The organism is Alicyclobacillus acidocaldarius subsp. acidocaldarius DSM 446 (assembly GCF_000024285.1).
Classification (GTDB): Bacteria; Bacillota; Bacilli; order Alicyclobacillales; family Alicyclobacillaceae; genus Alicyclobacillus; species Alicyclobacillus acidocaldarius.
The window spans coordinates 1,209,418-1,226,170 of sequence record NC_013205.1; the positions used below are offsets into that span (position 1 = coordinate 1,209,418).

At 57.9% G+C, this 16,753-nt stretch carries 17 protein-coding genes; all 17 read left to right on the forward strand.

The features are described from left to right. Nucleotides 1-3 precede the first annotated feature (3 nt). The 17 genes from AACI_RS05785 to AACI_RS05865 all read left to right on the forward strand — a co-directional run bounded on the left by AACI_RS05785 (nucleotide 4) and on the right by AACI_RS05865 (nucleotide 16,739). Nucleotides 4-2,484: an ATP-binding protein gene (locus tag AACI_RS05785; protein WP_012810540.1), complete on the forward strand. Its 2,481-nt coding sequence runs from the start codon at nucleotides 4-6 to the stop codon at nucleotides 2,482-2,484. Nucleotides 2,485-2,496: 12 nt separating this feature from the next. Then, nucleotides 2,497-5,454: a hypothetical protein gene (locus AACI_RS05790; protein WP_012810541.1), complete on the forward strand. Its 2,958-nt coding sequence runs from the start codon at nucleotides 2,497-2,499 to the stop codon at nucleotides 5,452-5,454. A 35-nt stretch (nucleotides 5,455-5,489) separates the two neighbouring features. Continuing rightward, the gene (locus AACI_RS05795; protein ID WP_394295654.1) at nucleotides 5,490-6,110 is read left to right on the forward strand and encodes a metal-dependent hydrolase; all 621 of its coding nucleotides are present in this window, start codon (nucleotides 5,490-5,492) and stop codon (nucleotides 6,108-6,110) included. Between the two features lie 15 nt (nucleotides 6,111-6,125). Then, on the forward strand, nucleotides 6,126-6,383 hold the full coding sequence (locus tag AACI_RS05800; protein WP_012810543.1) for a hypothetical protein: 258 nt from the start codon (nucleotides 6,126-6,128) through the stop codon (nucleotides 6,381-6,383). A 64-nt stretch (nucleotides 6,384-6,447) separates the two neighbouring features. Next, the gene (locus tag AACI_RS05805; protein ID WP_012810544.1) at nucleotides 6,448-7,056 is read left to right on the forward strand and encodes a conjugal transfer protein; all 609 of its coding nucleotides are present in this window, start codon (nucleotides 6,448-6,450) and stop codon (nucleotides 7,054-7,056) included. A gap of 270 nt (nucleotides 7,057-7,326) precedes the next feature. Continuing rightward, a complete protein-coding gene (locus tag AACI_RS05810) occupies nucleotides 7,327-7,737 on the forward strand; it encodes a hypothetical protein (RefSeq protein WP_245530772.1) in 411 nt (136 codons plus the stop codon). Beyond that, nucleotides 7,734-8,309 (forward strand): hypothetical protein, encoded by a 576-nt coding sequence (locus tag AACI_RS05815; RefSeq protein ID WP_012810546.1) that lies wholly within the window; start codon nucleotides 7,734-7,736, stop codon nucleotides 8,307-8,309. Before AACI_RS05810 ends, AACI_RS05815 begins: the two co-directional genes overlap by 4 nt. A 19-nt stretch (nucleotides 8,310-8,328) precedes the next feature. Next, a complete protein-coding gene (locus tag AACI_RS05820; protein WP_012810547.1) occupies nucleotides 8,329-9,552 on the forward strand; it encodes a transglycosylase SLT domain-containing protein in 1,224 nt (407 codons plus the stop codon). A 6-nt stretch (nucleotides 9,553-9,558) separates the two neighbouring features. Beyond that, complete coding sequence (locus AACI_RS05825; protein ID WP_012810548.1) at nucleotides 9,559-10,368, forward strand: GGDEF domain-containing protein; 810 nt, start codon at nucleotides 9,559-9,561, stop codon at nucleotides 10,366-10,368. After that, on the forward strand, nucleotides 10,349-11,275 hold the full coding sequence (locus tag AACI_RS15595) for an HD domain-containing phosphohydrolase (protein WP_012810549.1): 927 nt from the start codon (nucleotides 10,349-10,351) through the stop codon (nucleotides 11,273-11,275). Before AACI_RS05825 ends, AACI_RS15595 begins: the two co-directional genes overlap by 20 nt. A 152-nt stretch (nucleotides 11,276-11,427) precedes the next feature. Continuing rightward, entirely contained in the window at nucleotides 11,428-12,114 is a 687-nt protein-coding gene (locus AACI_RS05835; RefSeq protein WP_245530726.1) for a type II secretion system F family protein, read from the forward strand. Between the two features lie 40 nt (nucleotides 12,115-12,154). After that, nucleotides 12,155-12,358 carry a hypothetical protein gene (locus AACI_RS05840; protein WP_012810551.1) on the forward strand — a complete coding sequence of 68 codons (204 nt, stop codon included), beginning with the start codon at nucleotides 12,155-12,157 and terminating at the stop codon, nucleotides 12,356-12,358. A 32-nt stretch (nucleotides 12,359-12,390) separates the two neighbouring features. Further along, on the forward strand, nucleotides 12,391-12,696 hold the full coding sequence (locus AACI_RS05845; protein ID WP_012810552.1) for a hypothetical protein: 306 nt from the start codon (nucleotides 12,391-12,393) through the stop codon (nucleotides 12,694-12,696). A gap of 67 nt (nucleotides 12,697-12,763) precedes the next feature. Next, nucleotides 12,764-13,219 (forward strand): hypothetical protein, encoded by a 456-nt coding sequence (locus tag AACI_RS05850; RefSeq protein ID WP_012810553.1) that lies wholly within the window; start codon nucleotides 12,764-12,766, stop codon nucleotides 13,217-13,219. A 13-nt stretch (nucleotides 13,220-13,232) separates the two neighbouring features. After that, complete coding sequence (locus AACI_RS05855) at nucleotides 13,233-13,682, forward strand: hypothetical protein (RefSeq protein WP_012810554.1); 450 nt, start codon at nucleotides 13,233-13,235, stop codon at nucleotides 13,680-13,682. Continuing rightward, entirely contained in the window at nucleotides 13,679-14,311 is a 633-nt protein-coding gene (locus tag AACI_RS05860; protein WP_012810555.1) for a methyltransferase family protein, read from the forward strand. The genes AACI_RS05855 and AACI_RS05860 overlap by 4 nt, the downstream gene beginning before the upstream one ends. Then, the gene (locus AACI_RS05865) at nucleotides 14,304-16,739 is read left to right on the forward strand and encodes an ATP-binding protein (RefSeq protein ID WP_012810556.1); all 2,436 of its coding nucleotides are present in this window, start codon (nucleotides 14,304-14,306) and stop codon (nucleotides 16,737-16,739) included. The genes AACI_RS05860 and AACI_RS05865 overlap by 8 nt, the downstream gene beginning before the upstream one ends. The last annotated feature ends 14 nt before the right edge of the window (nucleotides 16,740-16,753 follow it).

The window sequence follows — 16,753 nt, forward strand, 5'->3', positions numbered from 1 at the left end:
TTTATGCACACCATCTATTGGCACGACAACATTCTCTTTTTAGACAACGGTAGCGCGTATGGGGTCTATCGGTTACCGGCGTTGCCGTACGAACTTCAGCCGGAAGCGGTCAAGCGGAGTATCTATCGGCAATTCGAAGTGTTCTTTCAAACGTATCGCGGGCAAGGGCAGCTCCTCAGTGTCTCCGTGCCGATTTCGGCAGAGGAAGTTTCTTTAAGGATGCGTTCCTTTGGAGATCATCCGCATTGGCGCGCCCACGTGGACCTGGTGATGCAACGTCTGCATGGCCAGACGCCTTTCGAACGACTCACAGTGCTCATCTTGCCGCTCGCTTCGCCGGTCGGAACCGCATGGAATCAAGTGTTGGACAGACCGGACAAGCTTCGCGAACGAGTTGCGGATCAATTTCTGCGATTTTGGGGCTATGCCAAACGCAAGGTCGCACGAGTCCAGGCGCCTGTGATCTCGCAACACGACCTAGAAGTAACGCGGCAAGCCGAAATGCGTTTGTACAACCGTCTGCAAGCGATTCTTCCGCAGCTTGCGCGTGCTACACCACATGAAATGGAGCGCATTCATCGTGCGCCCTATTTTCGCGGGCTTGCGCCATGGCCAAATACACTGCCTGATCCTCTCCCAAAGACCTTGACGATCGAAGGAAAGGATATTCTCATACGTCCACGACCTGTTCGTCTATCGCTTGTTTCGGCGGCGGTGCGCGAAGACACGTTTCGCATTCGAGTGGAGCATGACGACAAACGCGTATCGTACCAATCGATCATGGCGGTGGCGAGCCTGCCGGATCGACTGGAAACGATCGGTGATGAGTGGCTCTATCACCCTCTTGAAAAGCTCCACTTTCCCGTCGATGCTTGTGTGCATTTCGAGATCATCTCGCCCCAGCGCGCGCGTGAATTGGTCTATCGCCGTCGGAAAATTGTCGCGGCGCAAGGTGAGGAATATGCGCAAGCAGGGGACATCCCGTGGGACATTTACGACGGTCTCGAAGACGCGCAGGCCCTCGAAGCAAAACTCAAAGCGGGTATGGCGTTTGCGACGTTTCACGCGTTCTTTGCCGTAGGGGCGGACAGTGAGCTTGAGATGTTGCGGCGTGAGGAGTTGCTGAAAGAGCGTTTGCAAGGGGTCGTGCATCTTGTCCATCCGCCCGGTGATGCTCTGAAACTGTGGCAGGCGTTTTTCCCAGGCACGGTGGGCGGTGTCGACAAGGCTTGGGCGATTCCCGCGGATCCAAGCGTGCTCGCCGCATCCGGTGCGCTCGGAACAGCGACGGTCGGTGATCCATCTGGGATGTGGTTCGCGCGTATGGTCCATAGCGCACGTCCGGTATGGGTGGACTGGTTTCGTCCCATGCGCGAACTCAATCGGAGCGGTGCGGCCGCATTTGTCGGCACGCTTGGGAGCGGCAAGTCAGTCGGGATGAAGTACGCGGCAGACACCATGCTTCAGTGGGGCGCGATCGGCGCCATCGTGGATCCCAAGCAGGCAGAGTACGGTTCCTTGGTGCAGTTGTGGCCGCAGGAAAGCGTCTGGTGGACGTTTGGCGCGGGTAGCGAACTCCAATTCTCACCGTTTCATCTGGGGCGCGACGCGCGGGAATCGCAGCTTATTGCCGAGGGATTCCTGAGCGTGCTGTTGAACGTCACCACACGCCGCGAGGACCAGCGGGCGTCGTTGGTCATCCAGAGAGCCCTCAATACGCTCTATGAAGGCGAGAAGTGGGATATGGACCACTTTCTCGTTTGTCTTGAGCATGAGCAGCGGGACACACAACGCACCGAAGACGAACGCGATCTCGCGGATCTCTTTCTGGGTCTCCTCGAACACTACCGGATGAGTGAACTGGGCCGTGCGCTTTACGGAAAAGACGGCGAAGACAACGTCATGGATAGCCGTGCGAGGCTGGTGGTGGCGTCGATTATGGGTCTGGACTTCCCGGACCCGGGGAGTTCGCCGGATGCATGGCGTGAAAGTCAGCGTTTCGCCGTTGCCATCCTGTACTTGGTCACGCAAATTGCGTTCCGACGTCTGGTCATGGCTCCCCAACATGTGCGCAAGTTTTTCGCTGTGGACGAGGCGTGGATTCTTCGCAGTATCCCGGAGGGGCGTGCGCTCCTCAACCGCATGTTACTCCTTGGGCGCAGTATGAACCTTGTGCTTATGCTCGCCGTGCAGAATCCGGATGTTCTTTTGCCAAAGCAGGGTGCGGAAAACGACGACATGGCCGCGAGTCTCGGTTGGACGTTTGTCGGTCGTCTGACGTCTCGCACGCAGGTGGAGCATGCGGTGCGCCTGCTCGGGCTTCCGCTGGAAGAAGACGAGATGCTGAATCGCTATGTCGAGGTCTTCCAGTCGTTTGAAAGAGGACGGGGTTTCCTGCGCGATCCGTTGGGGCGCATCGGCGAAATTCAGATCGATGTGGTCGATGCAGGCTTGCTGAAGGCGTTCAGTACAACACCGGAATGAGGGGATGGAGGCATGCTGCAAGTCATCGGAGGCAACGGGGGCGCGCCGAGTATCGACAGTGTCGTCACGTCGAACGCCGCGACCAACACGCTTTTTGGCTATGCGAATCCCACGTCTCCGTTTCCGGGATGGGAACAGCCCTCGCCAAATGTGTATACGTTCACCCTCCCTCCACAAGGGTGGTGGAATACGCTTTTTGGCGGTGGGGTGATCAAAGAAGTCGCCAACTGGATTGCGGATCTGGTCATGCAAGGCATCGCGTGGTTGATGCACTTGGTAATCTTGTTGGCGGTGGACTTTTCAAATCCTAACTGGTTGGTGGATCCCGTCGCGAAGCGCTTGGGGCTGTCTTTCTCGCTTGCCTATCAGAATGTGTTTTTACGTCTGCTGCCGTTTCTCGTGCTTGCCGTAGGCGTCTATCTAGTCTGGCAGTTTCTGAGGGCTCGACATGTAAAAATGCTGACAGCCGTCGTGAGCACGGCGTTCTCGGGTGCGTTGTTATTCATCTTCTTCTCGCATTTCTCCCCAATCTTTCAAAGTGTGAACAATCTGTCTGAGAACGTAGACAATCAGGTCAGTGCGGCCATTGAGTCCATCTCGAATCTTCGCGCCAGCACCATCTACGACGCGGCCTGGAACATCTATGTGTTGGAGCCGTGGGAAATTGCTCAGTTTGGCCATGGTTCCAACAACCTGCAAGACTTCAATGTATCCAGTGCGTCGGTGGGAGAGTCATACACGACGGACAGTGGGGGCACAGCCACGATTCAATCCGGGGACAACTGGGTCACGTTGTTCATGCAGAACACGACGACTTCGGCCAGGCAGAGTCTGTTGAACGACATCCTCAAGACGCCACAACCTTTCGCGCACACGGGTTGGACGAGCACAGATGTCAAAAATTCGAACCCGTATAACAACATCGTCTTTTTGGCCGTGATGTTGCTGCTCGGGCTTCCGTGCCTCATGTTCTTGGCCGTGATGGCGTTCTACCTGTTTGGGCTGGAAATGGCGTTCCTCTTCATGACGTTCATGGGGATCTTTGTGCTACCACTCGGCTTTGTCCCCGAGGTCGGATGGACGTATGTCCTCAAGTGGGTGAAGCAGGCCATCGGCTATCTGCTCCTCAAGCTGGCGAACGTGGTGTACTTGTCGATCACATTCTTGCTCATCAGTATTGTCATGGACACGGTCTCCCTGACGGGGGATGAGACGACACTGGTCACAGGAGCGATCATGGCGGCGCTCATCTTTTTGGGTGCGCTCATCTTCCGAGGCCCGATCTTCTCAACGTTCATCATGCCGACCCTTGAACGGTTCAAAAGCGGTTCGTCAGAGGCATCCGGTGAAGACGAAAAGAAGAAGCAAGCCAGCAAATGGACGGAGTTTGGAGATCGGACTCGGGAACTGCTCTCGAAACGCTTCGATTGGCGAGGCCACAGTTCAGCAGACGGTGCCGCAGGGATGGCAGGAACGCTCGCCGGTTCGTGGAGTACGTCCCATCGCGGCGGAGCCGCAGGAGGCTCTTCTGCCCAGGGGAGCGCGGACCGATCTTCAAGTTCTGGATCTCGTCGCTCGACAGGCGCATTCGGCAAGGGGCCAACAAGCGATGGGGCGACGATGCGCGGACCGACAAGTGGCCGTTCAACCGATCGTGCCTCGACGGGCGATGGTTCAGCAGGCAACAGTTCACCGCCTGGAAGTTCGGCTAGCGGTGATTCGGCCGCCAGTTCACTGGGTAGAGCCGGTGCGGATCAGCCTTCTTCCCTTGGTGACGTTGTGCAATCGGGGAGCGGCGCGAACGTAAGCGGTGAACAAAGCCCCAGTGGGGGGCCGTCCAATCCAAGTGTGTCGGATTCCAGCCCATCCGACATGGGGGCAAATCCCGAAACGGACGCACATGGTGAGGAGGACTTGAATGACCGTCTTTCGTCTTCGAACACGCATGGAGTGGCTGAAGACGAACAAGCGGAGCCTCACCTCGAAGAGGCGTTTGAACGGGCGGCAGCCACTGTGGAAGCTGCACAGATGGTGGCAGATCGCCGCACGCTGGCCCCGAAAGCGGAAGCTGAGGCGGTCATGCCGGATCTGGACGCGTCATTCGCCACGCCACCAGAGGTAGAGGCTCATGGCGCAGTGACTCAAACGTCCACGGTCCAGCTTGAAACCGTGGCGGCGGAGACGACCACGTCGGGGGACAAGGCTGCGTCTACCCAGGTGAAAACTGAAAAACAGCCGTCGTCGGACGCTTCACCGCGAGAAATGTCGCGAAGTGGATGGGTGAAGGCGACGACAGCTCCTAACGTCGAGGAATCGGTGAATCATCCGTTGGAAGAGGCGTTCGCCATACCGCAACCGAACAACACAGACGATGCGGTTGCAGGAAATCCACCAGCAAGGAGCGATGCGAGTCCGGAGGCGGAGAAGTCCGCGGAGCCGACGATGTCCGTAGCCCCCACGACGCTCGCATCAAGCGCCGAGGAATCGGGGGCACATCCCTTGGACGAAGCATTCGGGGTGTCGCAACCGAGAGTTGAAGATCGCGGGGTGACGCGCGAAGGACAAGGCGAAGTGCACGAAGAAGGCGCTTCGGATTCGGCCAAGCTCGAAGATGAGTTCCAAACGCCCTCTGCGGTCAGCGGAACGGCAGCCCATTCGCCGTCGTCGACCAGCTTCAAGCGTGTGAACTCCTCTCCTGGAGAGCCTGGAAATCCGAAGTCGAGCGAAGCACCGAAGCCGAATGAAGCGCCGAAGTCAGCGGAGGCCGCGAAGGTCGTGCCGATGGTCTCGGTGTCGTCTCCGTCCCGAACAGTGCGGTTGCGGGCGAAGCCCAAGGCGCCGCCGACTACGCAACGAAGCGAGCGAAAGTCGTCGGGCGCTACGCGCAACGCTGAACGCAGGCGCGTCGAACTTGGGCGGCGGACACCGCTCGATCCCAACCGTACGAATCGTCACGATCCCAAATCGTGATGTTGCCTTACACCCCTCCTCTGATGAGAGGAGGGGTGTTCTTGATCCACACCACGCACGCGGTGTTCGCGGCGGCACTGACGGAGGTGATGCTGGTCTCGGAACACGCGCCCATCTCATGGCAAGCAGCAGCTACGATCGCTGTGGCGTTTGTTGTGGCTCCCGTCCCAGATATTGACCAACCCGAATCGTGGGTGTCGCGGCACATCCCGGGGGCGTCGCTGGTCTCGAAGTTCATTCGTCACCGCACGTTGACCCATAGCCTGCTGGTGTCCGTGCTCCTCTACCTTGTGCTGTTCGGCCTCGGGTTTCACATTCCGGATTGGTTGGCGACAGGAATCTTCATGGGATGGGTCAGTCACTGGCTCATCGATCTCGTGAACCCGATGGGCGTGCAACTCTTTTATCCCTTGCCTTGGTGGGTGAAACCACCCGTGCCATGGCTGGCCATTGGCGTCGAAAGCCCTGGCGAAAGCTTGATCCGCGCCCTTATGCGCGTGTTTGTCACGGTGCTCACGCTTTCCTACCTCCTCGTTCATGCGCCACCCATGCTTCAAAAAGCCGCAGGACCGCTCGAAACCTACGCACTTCGCTGGGTGGGCCTGTGGACATGGCCATGGCTCGGCACGGTGTGTCATGTTCTCCATCTTCGCTGACAAGGAGGCACACGTATGGGACAAGGTGCAAGCCTCAGTGGAATCACAAGCAACCCCGCATGGCAGTTAGTCCAGCCATTTTTTGATATTCTCGCGGTCGTCGTGTTGGTCGTGATGGTCGTGTGGATCACGCTGAAGTACATCCGAGGCCAGCATCAGCACATCGTTGTCCAAGTGGTGTTTGGGCTTATTGCCTTACTCTTTTTGGTTGACCCCACGGTCTTCTTTGGTGTGCTCACGTGGCTGGTCGGCAAACTGCCAAGCGGAAGCTGACTTGGACGCGCTCTCGCAGGTGCCATCAGGTGCCTGAGAGAGCGCGTGTTTGGGGAGCGTTGGTATGCCACGAACCTACCAGAAGCTGTTCAAACAGAAGGTCGTCATCACAAACATCAACCGCCGGAGTCTGGGGTTTCGCCTATTTGCGGACGATGTCGTCACGTTCTTTCTCTCGGGGGTTGGATTCCTGTTATTGGACACCTTGACCCCTTTTCGTCTATTGAACCTCGTGGTGAATCGTTGGCTTCTCATCCTGGGATGTGCGTTCGGATTCACGTGGCTGGCGCGAAAGCTCGATCCCGATGGCAAGCCGCTCGTCAAGTATTTGTTCGACGCCGCGCGTTATCCCTTTCGAAGTCATGTGAGCGACGGATGGGTGCGAAAGGCACGGACGCTCGTTTGGCGTCGTGGGAAACGGACAGTCTTTCGTAGACAGGCGCGGGTGTGGTGGACGCACGGGGATCTTCATTTGCCCGTGGAGGTGAGGATGCGTTCACCGGTTCCCTTCACGTTTCAGAGTTCCGTGCACCTGGACGTCAAACTTGGACGACGAAAAACTCGATTCCAACGCGCCGGTCGTTTCCGATGGCCGCGTTTTCGACAAATTTCGGGTCTTCGCCCCGGCAGTTATGAAGTCTCGCAATGTAGGGTGCAGCGCTTGGATCGGTGATGTTGCCCTACAGATCGCCTGGAGATGAAGAACGCCCACACAGAAGGAGGAATCACTTTGAAGCGCGTCGGATGGTTGCTTGTGTCGTTGGCTGTGAGTATCGGAGGTCTGACAGGATGCGGCACGTACACAGTACACACGACCCACCCAGAAGTTGAAACGCAAGCTTCTGCGCCGCCTGTTTCAGCTTCCGTGTCAACTAGCTCGTCAACGAAATCATCAATACATCCAGATTCCAAAACTTCGCCTGCGAAAGAAGTCCCAGTCGTGATGAAGAGCTTACCGACAGGAATGGTATCGCATCTTCAGCCCTACGCTCAGCGCATTCAGCATGTCTCCGCATTGCCCGTGCATGTTCCGTCTTCTGTTCAGAACGTGCTGATCCTGAGCGGGGTTACGGCGTATGCCATTCCCCAGTTCCAAAGCATTTGGTCACAGTTGCCGAATAAGCCTGCCGTTGTATGGGTGGGTTTGACCCCATCCCAAACCAAATCCTTATGGAAGCAGGCGGGCTATCACACGGATCCATTGCCGAGTCCCGTGACCCTGTACGAAGACGTGCAGTTGCCTGTCCCGGTCGCCTACCACAAGGTGAAAGGTGGTTGGGAGGAGCTTCCGGGGATCTTGCCGTCAAGTCAAGTTCATGACTGGGTGACATTTTTCAAAGGAGGGACATCATGAAGCGAATTGGGGTGGGCGTCGGGATCGGTGCCGTTGCCCTTTGGGTGACAGGGTGCGGTACCGCCGCCACAGCCCAACTTTCGACTGCCCCAACTGCGCAGCGGGCGATAGGCGTATCGTCTTCCGCGACGCCGTGGCATGGATTGTCGGTTGCCCCCATGCCGCTCATCCGTGCAATCCAAACCGCCACGGTCGAGACGGGAAGCGGGGAGCTCGTTCCGCTGCCCGGGCAAAAGCCTATCGTGGTATTCGCACCATGGTGTGATCATTGTCATCAACTCATCCGATTGCTGGCGAAGGAAGACTTGCTCCCGCGCGTCACACTCGTGGCTGCCGGTTTATCCATGTACGGTTCAACTCTATCGGTGAATAGCGCGGAGAATCTCGTGCGATCCTCGTTTACACAACTTGGAATATCGATGCCAGCTGACGTCTTATATGCCATGCCGAATAGCGCATTGGACCTTGCCGTAACGCGCTTTCCTACGGTACTCATCCCACATGAGCACACGTGGTACTGGCAACCTGGTTACGTGGATAACCCTGCTTTTTGGAAGGTGATCTTGTTGTAAGCGAAAAGGGAGAGAAAACATGGAAGCCTTGGTGGTGAAGCTGGGCTTGCGTATCGGGTTGCGCATGGCTCAAAAGCGCTGGCCCTTGCTTCTGGTTTTTGTCTTCTTCCTGTTCGTTGCGCCCTTCTTGGGAGGGTTACTCCTCTTTCTCGCGATCATCGGCGGAGCGAATGCGCTCAACACGGCGGTGCCGGAGACTTGGAATGGACAAATTCCCAAGGACGTTTCGCCTGCCAACGGGATCCCACAGGCCTTTGTCGCCTATGTGCAACAAGCCAGCGAGACCTATCAAGTGCCGATGCAGTATCTCGCTGCGACCGCGCTCCATGAATCCGCGTGGGAACCGAACGCCTACGCGGATTACGCCGGAAGTCACGCCATGGGGCTCATGCAGTTCGAACCCGAAACTTGGAGCGGGTGGGCGGATCCGTATACGCGAGTGGATGAGCCGGACACCGACGCCCTTCGCATCTCGCAGTACGGCGGTTATGGCGTGGACGCGGACGGGATATGGGCGCCAATCGGCACGCCCTCTCGTGTCGCGCTCACTCCAGCAGAGCTTGCGCAATTGAATGTGGCCTGCCAGGCCAATCAGAACCAAGGCTGCGCGCCGTACGCCTCGCCTTGGGATCCCGACGACGCACTGAACGCGGGTGCCAAGTACTTGCACACCTTGTATCTGATGTACGGCAATTGGCCCAATGCCAGTGCGCATTATTACGGTTCGAGCGATAAAGCGGCCGTGCAAGACTACATCAACGCGCTCATGCGCATGACAGCGGCCTACATCCTGGATACGCCACCTGTGGCCTTGCCAGACGGCGGCTATTGGCCGTTTGGGGATGCGAAGCTCACGTTCACAATTTCTTCGGGCGGGTGGACGATGCAGGCCACATCGAACGACGACAACACGCCGTTGGTCAGTGAATTCTTGCCGTCCCTCCCGATCATCGCACCGGCGTCCGGCACGGTAACTTGGACGACCAACGGGAATCAGACGACGATCACGTTACCGCTCCCGAATGGCAGCACCCTTGCCTTACAATTCGCGTCTCGACAGGGGATGAAATGGGCCTTGGCACAGAACCAAACGAAGGGAACCGTCGCAGCGGGCGATATCGTGGGATTCCTCAATGTGACGCAACCCGTTCGAGTTTCGAACACCATCTCCACGTTGTTTCCATCGGGCTTTTCAGGCGGCATTGTTGCACCGCCGGGGCAACCGGTGCACACGGGAGGATAACACGACATGGTGGAAATCTTTGTTCGTTTCTTGCAACGGCTCGCGTCGGGAGAAGCATGGCGCGACGCACATATGCGGTTTTGGCTCGATATGCGAGCCTTTGGCGTTGAAGTTGAGACACCTGAAGGTAAGGTGGAGCAAGGCATTGTCGCGGGATCGCCTCATTGGAAGGCGGCCCTTCGTGTTCGCGAGGTTCCCTGCACGGATGGTCTCTATCGCGTTTACTTTCGAGGTGAGGCCACTCCGGAAGAAGAACAAGCCGTGGAATTCGCGTTGGCGGCAGACACGTTGTTGCACGATCACGAACGATTGAAGATGGAGGCGACCCATGACCCCTTGACGGGTTGCTTGAATCGAAAGGGCCTTCAGGAGTGGTTTGAGCGGCGTCTGCGGCGCTACGACAATCTGGAGTTTGTGTTGGTCCTGATGGACTTTGATCACTTCAAGCGTCTCAACGATACACAAGGTCATGCCAAAGGCGATGAGGCGCTTTGTGCTATTTCGCAAGCCTTGGAAGCCACGAAACGCGCCACGGATGTGTTGGCGCGCCTGGGCGGCGACGAGTTTGTACTCATCTTTGAGGCATGCGCCTGCCACGAGGGGATGGTCGAGCGCCTCCAGCAAATCAAGTCACGCTTGCCACTTCAACCGTATGGTCTGGATGTGACGTTTGGGGTTTCATGTTTTCCTAAGCACGGAAAGACCTTGGAACAACTCTTGGCGCAGGCTGACCTGCGCCTTTATCAAGGGAAGCGCAGGGGTGTCGGGCAGATCGTCTGGGGCGAGGAGGAGTGTCATGGTTCAACTGCAGATTAGTGCGGAAGGCGTCATTCTGTACGCGACCGGCGACACCGAGGCGCTTCTTGGATTTCGTCCAGAGGAGTTACAAGGGTTGCCATGCGAGCTCCTCCATCCTCAACTTCTTGAGCTTGGGCTGCATACACACTGGGTGCGGCGTCGAGATGGCGAGGGGACGCTCATTCACGCCTTTGTGGAGGCCGAGCCTTCGGGTGGGTACACCGTTCGGATGGCTCATGTGTTTGGGAGCGAGAGCGAACGGATGAAGCTCGCCTTTCAATACGCATTGTTTCGCGGTCTCGCGTTTGCGGCGGAATACGGCGATCCGGAGGTTCTCGATCACTTGTCCCGCGTGGAACGGTATACCGTGTGGATTGCCCGCGATGCCTTGAAATGGCCTGAACCGGATATCGCCCGGGTGACGCTTGCTGCGTACGTACACGATGTGGGGAAGTCCGCCATCCCGCGAGAGATCTTGTACAAACCCGCCAAGCTGACAGACGAAGAGTACCGTCTGGTGCAAACCCATACGACGAAGGGTTGGGTCGTCCTTGAAGAGGTGGAACGGCATGTGCGTCAACAGACACCCTGGCTGTACGACGCGAAAAGTTGGCAGTGGGCCAAACAAGTGGCGCTCCACCACCACGAAAATTGGGATGGAAGTGGTTATCCCACTGGGGTCTCGGGACAGGACATTCCCATGCCAGCCCGAGTGGTCAAGGTCGTCGATGTGCTTGACGCGCTGATCCAGGCTCGGCCCTACAAAGAAGGCTGGCCACCGGATCGGGTACGGGATGAATTTGCGCGCAAAAAAGGGATCGAGTTCGACCCCGGTCTCGTGGATTGGCTCATGAGTCAGGATTGGCCGCAACCGAATGGCGAGGCGAGCGCGTGGAGGGGTGAGCCAGGATGGTTGCACTTCTGATTGGATGCTTGGGATGTCTTTCAGTGTTGGTCGTCGTATGGGGATGGGCGAGCGCGCGTGAAGAGGAAGAACGCCTTCGTGTCCAATCCGTACGGGGCTCGTACAAACATCAAGCGAAGAAGAAGGGGTTTCTCGAATCTCTGCATCAGAACATGGTGTTCTTTGCGCGTGAGATTGGGCATCCCGAGTGGGCGGATATCGCGTATCGCGTGTCGTTTGCCATGCCCCTGCTTGTCGCGGCGATCCTGTTTGTCATCGGTTGGTATTGGGCCATGCCCCTTTCGCTTTGTGCTTTCTTTCTTCCTTACTTCTATCTGAATCGCGTTTACAAGCGTGCGCGGTTGTTGCTCAAACGACAATTGCGGCAGGCCAGGCTCTTGATCGCGCTACTCACAGAAGCAGGCGCGCCCATCGAACGGAGTATTGCTGCAGCCGAGTCGGTCACGAGCCATCCGCTCAAACCGTATCTGCGCGACGTGTCCATCGCCATTGGCGCATCCGAAGATGCCAAAGACGCAGGGATGCGCGTCCAGACCGTGGTTGAAGCCTTCATGGGGATGGCCGAACGCCTGCATCTCCCTGAGGCGACGCAGTTCGCACAACTCTTGACGCAGTCGGCCCGCTACAACACGCCACTTGTGGACATGATGTTCACCTCGCTCGACATCGAGGAACGCATTCGAGACACCGAAGCGGAGCTTCGTTACAACAACGCGATCTCGAAGATCAGCTACATCTCGACGCTCGGGCTTGGCATTCCTGTGTTCGGATACCTGTTTCTCGCGGTCTTCAGCTATGCCTTGCAAATACTCGGCAACGGCTTTGGCATCTCGTTGTGAGTTTGCCATACACCCCACCTATGGATGAGGAGGTGATCTCATGAGGGGGTTGATCCGAAGCCCGACGAGGCTTTGGCGTTGGCAGCGCGCAGGGACGGGCACCGGCGGAATGCTCGTCAACCTGATCTGGCTTTTAGGCGGCATCTCGCTCGCGACCGCTGGCGGGTTGCTGCTTGGCAGCACGCTTCTTGACGGGGTGTTCCCTGCCGCTCTTCGCGCGTTTACTGCGATGTTTGGCGCATAACTCATTTGTCATTTCTCAAGGAGGATGATGTCATGCATCGTTTGGCGCAACTGCATCACGCGGCTTGGCTCCGGTGGCGCAAGGCGGGGCCGGAGTCGTCGAACATCACGAAAATCCTCTTCATGATCTTCTCGTTTGTCATTGCGTTTGCGTTCATCATCACGATGGTCGTGTTGATCTTCAAAGGGATTAACACGGCACAGTCGACCGGCTCGAACGCGATGAACTCGATCACGTCAAGCTCCGGATCTTCTTCGCTCGGTGGTTACTCCGGCTCGTACACGGGCACGGGCAACATCACGCTGCCGAACCTGAGCAGTTCCGGGTCGGGATCCTGATGAGAAAACAAGAGGCGGGCGAATCTTCTCGCTCGCCTCTTGTTGCATCCAAGGGGGTGAATGCCATTTGAGCGCCTGGAGATTTCGATACGCAGGCACAGGGGTGAGCCTGCTCTACGCAGGGCTGGTATCGACGGCAGCCGGACTCGTGGTGCTTGGGCTGTTGATCATCTTCACGTCACTCATCCATGTGCGAAGCGTCCTCGTCACGGCGGCAGATAACGGCGCACGCGTGGCGGCCATTACAGGAGACACGCAAGTCGCAGAACAGGCTGTGGCGGACACGCTGACCGAAGCGGGGTTGCCCCAGTCGTACGGCGGTCAATCCCTCTGGAGCATGTCGTCGACCACCGTGACGTCAGGGACGGCGGATCCGGAAGTACAAGTGACGGTGCACTACAATGCCCCGATCTTATTTCCTGATTTGTTCGCTGCGCTCGGGCATCCCAATAGTCTACCGCTCACCATTCCTCTTAGTGTGACGGCATCCGATGTGAATGAAGCGTATTTCACATCGAGCTAAGGAGGCGGGGTGGATGTCGGAACTCTACAAGGGATTAGTATGGGTCACCATCGGACTATTGTTGCTCGTGATGCTCATGACCTTCGGTGCGGCGGCCGTTGGCTATCGGGAATTGCGCGCCGCAGCGGAAGCGGCAGCCTGGTCCGGACAAACGGCGCTTCATCAGGACGTGACTGCGACAACAGGCAACCAGGGGTACTTTTTGGCGTCTCTACAGCAGATCTCAGATCCTGTCCAAGCAGCGAACGCCCAGTGGCAAACCAGCGCGACGCAGATGCATCTTTCGTCGATGTTTTCCAACTTGCAAGAATCCGCGTCCGTCACGAATCACCAGGTCACCGTGACGGCAAGCGGCGTGTTTCAGGTGCCGTGGCTGGATACAGCATCCCGCGTGCTGTTTGGCGGGCAATGGGCTGTGACGTTCCAAGTGCCCATGAGGGTCACGGTGGTGGGGGCGAGTTGACACCGCTTGTGCGATTTGGAGTCCAAGGCACGGCCATCGCCGTTCTCCTTTGGAACGTGGCGCGCATGATGTGGACACCCATCTTCTGGCCGTTTGCAGCCGTGTTGTTGATGGAAGCGGTGTGGCTTGGGTTCTCGTTACGAAAGACACCGCGTCGAGTCGATACCACAGGGTCTGCAGTCCTGGCATCGAGCGGGATTGCGGTGTATCCCGTTCTCATCGCTTGGATCGTTCCAGGGCCGTATATCGAGCCGACGTGGCGGTTCGCGGTCTCGTATGGTGTACAGCTTGCAGCGCTGGTGCTGGAGCTTTGGGCGCTGCTTTCGCTACGGGACACCTTGACCCAGCTTCCCGAAGCGCACGGTGTGATTCAGACAGGGCCATATCGATACGTTCGGCATCCTCTGTACGTCGCCTATATCGTCGCGTTTTTTGGATCGTGCATTGGCGTATGGCGAGTATCCCTGTGGATCCTGTTTGCGGTCTTTGTGATCTTGGAATGGTTGCGAGCACGAGCGGAAGAACGTGTGTTGTCGAAAACTTTCTCTGCGTACCGGTCGTACCAAACGCAAACCGGGATGTTCGTCCCGCGTTGGCGAACCCTTCGGGAGGTGCTGCGCGGTGTTTGACTTGGAGCACGCGCTGCTGGGTGTGGCGACCTTGGGGCTCGGAGGTGTCGCAGGCTATGGTGTGTGGCGAGACAAGGACAAGGTGGCCGCAGAACGAAAACGGTACGAAGGGCAACCCCAAGCGCTGATCGCCCGAAGTCACCACCTCTACACCTTAGCAGATACGAGCCAGTGGATTGCACGGTTTTCTCACTTTCGCCGCACGAAAGCGGAGCGGCGCGACAAAGGGGCGATCTGGTTTCGGTTCCGCATCGAAAAGGGTGAGGACGGGGACGTGTGGTTCTGGCTCATCGTCCCCGAGGATCGCAAAAAAGGCGTGGAAGGCACGCTACCCCCGACGCTGGAGTGGCATGAGGTGCCGCCGGAGCGTAAGCCTCGTATTCGCTTAGACCCCAAGGTGCGGATGTTCGTCACCGCCCGACACGCGCTCTTGCCGTTTGCCCGCGAGGGAAAGCGAGATCCGCTGGTCACACTGCTTCGCGCCATGGGCAACAACATGGCCGTTGAGATTGCGTTTAGTCCTATCGACGAAAGCGAAGCCTTGCGACGGGTGAAGAAGGAGCATCAAAAGGCCGATCCGGAGCTTCGTGGGCGCGGGCAGGGGAATGTATGGGCGGATCTGGCAAGCCAGTCTTTGGCGGAACTCGGCGCGGCGTTTACCGGGAAACCCGCGGGCAAAACCACCTCGAACCGCCAGTCAGCCAAGCCCGTCGTGCTGCCGCATCAAAAGCGTCAGATCGGCGGGGTGGTGCGGCGCTACGACGAGTTGCGTGAATTGTTCCATGTCACCATCCAGTTCGAGGGGGACGAGCCCCACCGGGCGAAGCCCTACTTCCAAGGCATGCTCGGCGCGCTCGTCGACCTGTCGGCCGAGAACCAATTCGTGTCGTCCAAGCAAGCCAAACCGTTTGTCATGTCGGCGGAGGAACTGGCGCAACTCGTGCATGTGCCGTCTCCCGATGCATGGGCGAAGATGCCCGTCATTCGTGAACACGCACAGACGCTTCGGGACGACGAGTTCGCAGAAGGCGTGGCGATAGGCTATCTTCGCCATCCAACCCAAGCCTCGCGGTTGGTGCGCATTCCGCATGAACAGTTCACCCGCCATTTCTTGATGACGGGCATGACGGGGGCGGGGAAATCAACGACGCTCATGTTTTTGCTGCAATCCATTGCGATGGACTGGGTGCAACAGACGCCTGGGAATCCGAAGCCAGGACTTACGCTCATCGACCCGGCGGCGGAAACGACGCTTATCTTCTTGTCGCGCCTGCAGGCGATTTTGCCGGAAGACAGCCCGCTGTGGAAGAAGATTCACTACATCTCGTTCTCGAATCGGGACTATCCAGTGGCGCTGAACTTGCTTCAGGTGCTGACGACGGAGGCTATCGTGGCGACGTTAAGCAAGGCGTACGGCGGCGGTGCGCGGATTGACGAGATCATCGACATGTGTGTGCAGGCGTTCAAGGAGGACGACGAAGTTCAGCACGTCCTCGCTGGCATGATCCCGATGTTGAAAGACGAGAACTGGCGGCTGCAAGTCGTGCGCCGTTTGAAATCGCCGTTGTTGCGCACGTACTGGGAGCAGACGTTCCCGGCGCAAGCGAAAAACCCCGATTATTATGCGCCTGTCGAGCGTCGCTTGCGCCCGTTTGTGACAAGCAGCACGGCGCTCTATTTCGGCCAACCGGAATACGCGCTGCCGATCCGCCAGTGGATGGACGAGGGACATATTCTCCTCATCGACGTGAAGGCATTGAGCGGGGAACTCATGAGCCTCATCATGGGCGGGCTCATTGAGCAGTATTACCACGTGGCATTGACCCGCCCGGAAAGCACGTCGTTGACCCACTTTCTGCTTGTAGACGAATGCCACCGCGTGCAGACAGACATCATGGCGAAAATCATTGATGAGACCCGCAAGTTTGGGTTGTCACTTGGGATGATCACCCAGTCGGTGGAACAGTTCAGTGGGGTACTGAAGAAAGAGATCAAGGACGTGCTCGGCAACTTCTTCTCGCTTCGCGTGGGCGCGGAGAGCGCGCGGATCATGGCAGATTTGACCCAGGGACACTTCACGCCAGAATACCTGCGCGCGTTGCCCGACAACGTGGCTGCGGTGTACACGGTGGTGGGTGGCGAGGCACACTCCTGCGAAACCCAAGCGCCGCCTCCGGACGTGTACGAAGGTTTTGCTCCGAACGCTCGCGTCGTGAATTTCTTCGACAAGCCCGCGCTTCGCAAACGATATGAAGAGCTTCGCGCGTTCGGGTATGAGTTGCAGAAGGAATTGGGGCGTCCCGCCCATGAAGCGGAAGAGCGGCTCAACTTCTACCTGGAGCACGGGTACTGGCCGGATGGCGAGAAAGCACAAGCGTCCAAACGTAAGCGTCAGCGGGGACTGACAGCCCATGATTTGTATGGCTGAAATGCCGCTCCACT

Bases quoted from the DNA above. Each gene is read 5' to 3' on its own strand.
- AACI_RS05785 (WP_012810540.1), top strand. From the start codon at position 4: ATGCACACCATCTATTGGCACGACAACATTCTCTTTTTAGACAACGGT.
- AACI_RS05790 (WP_012810541.1), top strand. From the start codon at position 2,497: ATGCTGCAAGTCATCGGAGGCAACGGGGGCGCGCCGAGTATCGACAGT.
- AACI_RS05800 (WP_012810543.1), top strand. From the start codon at position 6,126: ATGGGACAAGGTGCAAGCCTCAGTGGAATCACAAGCAACCCCGCATGG.
- AACI_RS05805 (WP_012810544.1), top strand. From the start codon at position 6,448: ATGCCACGAACCTACCAGAAGCTGTTCAAACAGAAGGTCGTCATCACA.
- AACI_RS05810 (WP_245530772.1), top strand. From the start codon at position 7,327: ATGAAGAGCTTACCGACAGGAATGGTATCGCATCTTCAGCCCTACGCT.
- AACI_RS05815 (WP_012810546.1), top strand. From the start codon at position 7,734: ATGAAGCGAATTGGGGTGGGCGTCGGGATCGGTGCCGTTGCCCTTTGG.
- AACI_RS05820 (WP_012810547.1), top strand. From the start codon at position 8,329: ATGGAAGCCTTGGTGGTGAAGCTGGGCTTGCGTATCGGGTTGCGCATG.
- AACI_RS05825 (WP_012810548.1), top strand. From the start codon at position 9,559: ATGGTGGAAATCTTTGTTCGTTTCTTGCAACGGCTCGCGTCGGGAGAA.
- AACI_RS15595 (WP_012810549.1), top strand. From the start codon at position 10,349: ATGGTTCAACTGCAGATTAGTGCGGAAGGCGTCATTCTGTACGCGACC.
- AACI_RS05835 (WP_245530726.1), top strand. From the start codon at position 11,428: ATGGTGTTCTTTGCGCGTGAGATTGGGCATCCCGAGTGGGCGGATATC.
- AACI_RS05840 (WP_012810551.1), top strand. From the start codon at position 12,155: ATGAGGGGGTTGATCCGAAGCCCGACGAGGCTTTGGCGTTGGCAGCGC.
- AACI_RS05845 (WP_012810552.1), top strand. From the start codon at position 12,391: ATGCATCGTTTGGCGCAACTGCATCACGCGGCTTGGCTCCGGTGGCGC.
- AACI_RS05855 (WP_012810554.1), top strand. From the start codon at position 13,233: ATGTCGGAACTCTACAAGGGATTAGTATGGGTCACCATCGGACTATTG.